At 67.5% G+C, this 3,458-nt stretch carries 3 protein-coding genes; 1 reads left to right on the forward strand and 2 read right to left on the reverse strand.

Annotated features, from left to right (window positions below; translation table 11 throughout):
• Positions 1 to 1,204: glycerophosphodiester phosphodiesterase family protein (locus V7787_RS52510; RefSeq protein ID WP_336095412.1), on the reverse strand; the 1,204-nt coding region annotated here is incomplete at its 3' end.
• A 266-nt stretch (positions 1,205 to 1,470) separates the two neighbouring features.
• Positions 1,471 to 1,779, reverse strand: a complete 309-nt coding sequence (locus V7787_RS52515) for a hypothetical protein (protein WP_336095413.1) — start codon at positions 1,777 to 1,779, stop codon at positions 1,471 to 1,473.
• 245 nt (positions 1,780 to 2,024) lie between these two features.
• Here V7787_RS52515 and V7787_RS52520 point away from each other — a divergent pair.
• Positions 2,025 to 3,458 (forward strand): amino acid permease (locus V7787_RS52520; RefSeq protein ID WP_336095414.1); only part of this gene is annotated, 1,434 nt, incomplete at its 3' end.

Consider the following 3,458-nt stretch of genomic DNA (forward strand, 5'->3'; position numbering starts at 1 on the left):
ACTTCGCCACGGGTGCGATCTTGCTTTGCTCCAGGAACAACTTGCGCGCCGCCACACCGATATCCGGGTGATCGATAAAAAAGCCCTGCACGCCCAGGCCATACAACTGCAGCGCCTCGCCCAACGCGCTCTGATCCACGCCGTTGGCGGTCTGAGTCAGGAACGGTTCCTCAGCGCGCACGGTGTAGGGATGCACCTGCAACCCCAACGCCAGCGCGCGGCCGAGCACGGGATGGACAAAACCGGTGTTGCGGGTGGCGAGCAAGGCATGCCCGTCGCCGTCGGCATCGCGCTTGGCCGGCAACGGCGCGCGCGGGATCAGGCTGGTCTTCGACGGCCCCAGGCCAGAGACGTAGTGCTGCTGCATCCATTCCAGCGCGGCGGTTTCGGTGAGCGCGCCGAACGGCGTCTTGGCGTCGATCCCGCCGGGAATCGCACCGATCAATCCGCCGTAGATCGCTTTCAGATCGGCCTTGCGCTCGGCGTTGTAGACGAAGTCGTACGGGCGGTCGCGCTGGAAATCGCCGTACAGCTGCACCAGCGGCAGATCGATCCCGGCCTTGGCCATGATCGATTTCAGCTCGATCAGATTGGCGATCTCGAAACTCTGGATGTACACGCGGCGCGGATCGGTGAAGCCCTCGGCCACCAGGGTCGCGACCAGTTTCTCGCCGAGCGAGATATGGATCGGCGATCCGTCCAGATGCCTGCCTTCGCTGGCGAACCAGGTCGGGTGCTTGGTTTCCGGGTAAATGCCGATGACGCGCCCGTCGCGGCTCTCCTGTTTGGCCAGCGCGATCACTTCCTTCAAGGTCGCGATCTGGAACTGGCCGTCGAAGCGGGTATTGCCCGGGCGGATCTGCGCAATGCGTTCCTTGGCGCGCAGGGTCTTGAGTTCGGCGAGGGTGAAGTCCTCGGTGAACCAGCCGGTCAGGCGCTCGCCGTCGATGGTCTTGCTGGTCTTGCGCTCGGCGAATTCGGGATGCGCGGCGACATCGGTGGTGCCGGAAATTTCGTTCTCGTGGCGCACCACCAGTTCGCCGTCGCGGGTGGCGACCAGGTCCGGCTCGATGAAATCGGCGCCTTGCGCGATCGCCAGGCGATACGCCTCCAAGGTGTGCTCGGGCCGATAGCCGCTGGCGCCGCGGTGGGCGATCACGATCAGGCCTTGTTGGCCGACGGCGGCGGCGGTGGATTCGGTCATCGGCGTTTTCGCGGGCGGCTGGGCGGGAGCTTGGGCGACAGCGGCGGCGCTTGCGGCGCACAGCGCCAGCGCGGCCAGCGACCGGCGCAGACTCGGCCGGCTCGGAACAGGGAAATGCGGCATTACGGAATCCTACCTTGTCGTACACGGCCGGGGAGCGGCGGCGATGCGCCGCCGCCTCAGTCTGCCGTGGCCGCATGACAGCCAGCCCAGCCGCACAAGTGGGCCGCCTGCGACGACCCGAGCCGGGCCGTCGCGGGCATCGGTCACTTATGGCTGGCCGCGCCCACCGCCGCCACCGTCACCGTTCCGCCGCCCACGGTGATGAAGATGCGGTCCGGCGAGCCCTTGCCGCCCGGGTACACCTCGATGGTGTTGACGCTGCCCTTGACCTTCTGCGCCGTGATGTTGTCCTTGGCGAGCACGCCCAGCCACTGATTGACCTGGTCGCCCTTCACCGGCTCGGTCTGCTCGGCCAAGGTGGCGATCTCCTGGATCACCGCCTCGGCCTGGGTGGGATCGGCCAGTTTCTGGATCTTCTTGTCGCTGACATCGTTGACGAATTCGTACGGCATACAACCTCCTGCGGTGTCCGCATTCGATGGCCCGGGCGCCGACGGCGCCTGGCGCGGAACCGCCTGCGGCAGCGATATCGAACGCCCGGCCGTCCCGCACCCAATGACAACGCCGACCGCGCGGGTGCGTGAACCGCCCCGCCCCGTCCGAGCGCGAATCCATGCTGCGCCGCCTCCATCCGCCACCGTCCGCGATCCGCCCGCGCAGCCGCTATGATGCGGCGGTCATTCGGAAGGAGCGCTCGATGAGCCTGGTCGCCAAGATCCTGCGGCACAAGTCGGTGGAACAGTTGCAAGCGGAAGCGGGCAAACGCTCGGACTTCCGGCGGGTGTTGGGGTTATGGCAACTCACCGCGATCGGCATCGGCGGCATCATCGGCGTCGGCGTGTTCGTGCTGGCCGGCCATCAGGCCGCCGAGAACGCCGGTCCGGCGGTCGCCCTGGCGTTCCTGATCGCCGGCATCGCCAGCGCCGCGGCCGCGCTGTGCTACGCCGAGTTCGCCGGGATGATCCCGGTCACCGGCAGCGCCTACACCTACAGCTACGCGACCCTGGGCGAGCTGGCGGCGTGGTTGATCGGCTGGGACTTGCTGCTGGAGTACGCCTTGATCGTGGCGGTGGTGGCGATCGGCTGGTCGGGCTATGTGCAGGTGCTGCTGGAAGGCCTGGGCATCCACCTGCCGGTATGGGCGCAAGGCGCGATCGGCACCGGCGAAGGCCGGGTGTTCAACGTGATCGCCGCCGGCGTGACCCTGGCGGTGTCGGCGTTGCTGGTGTTCCGCACCGAATGGGGCGCGCGCTTCAACACCTTCGTGGTCGCGATCAAGGTGCTGGCGGTGCTGCTGGTGATCGGCGTGGGCGTGTTCTACATCGACATCGCCAACTGGGTGCCGTTCATTCCCGAGCGCGTGATCGGCGCCGACGGCGTCGGCCACTTCGGCTTCGCCGGTGTCGGCACCGCCGCGGCGGTGGTGTTCTTCGCCGTGTTCGGCTACGACACCCTGACCACCGCGGCCGAGGAATCCAAGAACCCGCAGCGCGATCTGCCGCGCGCGGTGCTGTTGTCGCTGGGCGTGTCGATGGCGCTGTACCTGGCGGTGTCGCTGGTGCTGACCGGCATCGCCCACTACTCCACCCTGGACGGCGACGCGCCGGTGTCGGACGCGTTCGCGGCGTTGGGCCTGCCGTGGATCGCCAAGGCGATCGCGTTCTCGGCGGTGATCGGCATCGCCAGCGTGCTGTTCGCCTTCATGCTGGGCGCGGCGCGGATCTGGTTCTCGCTGTCGCGCGACGGCCTGCTGCCGGGCTGGTTCGCCAAGATCCATCCCAAGTACGGCACCCCGCACCGCCCGACCGTGGTGCTGGGCGTGTTCACCGCGCTGGTCGCCGGGTTCCTGCCGATCGGCGAGGTCGCCAAGCTGGTCAACATCGGCGTGCTCTCGGCCTTCATCATCATCTGCGCCTCGGTGTGGGTGCTGCGGGTGCGCAAGCCGGACCTGCACCGCGCCTTCCGCACCCCGCTGGTGCCGCTGATCCCGATCATCGGTATCGGCTTCTCGATCTGGCTGTTGGCCGAACTGGCGGCGATCACCTGGCTGATCTTCCTGATCTGGGTGTCGCTGGGGCTGTTGGTGTATTTCGCTTACGGCATCCGGCATTCGAAGTTGGCGCAGGAACAG

This window comes from Pseudomonas sp. CGJS7, from assembly GCF_036961695.1.

Coding starts and splice junctions, on each gene's coding strand:
- V7787_RS52515 (WP_336095413.1), bottom strand. CDS start 1,779: ATGCCGTACGAATTCGTCAACGATGTCAGCGACAAGAAGATCCAGAAA.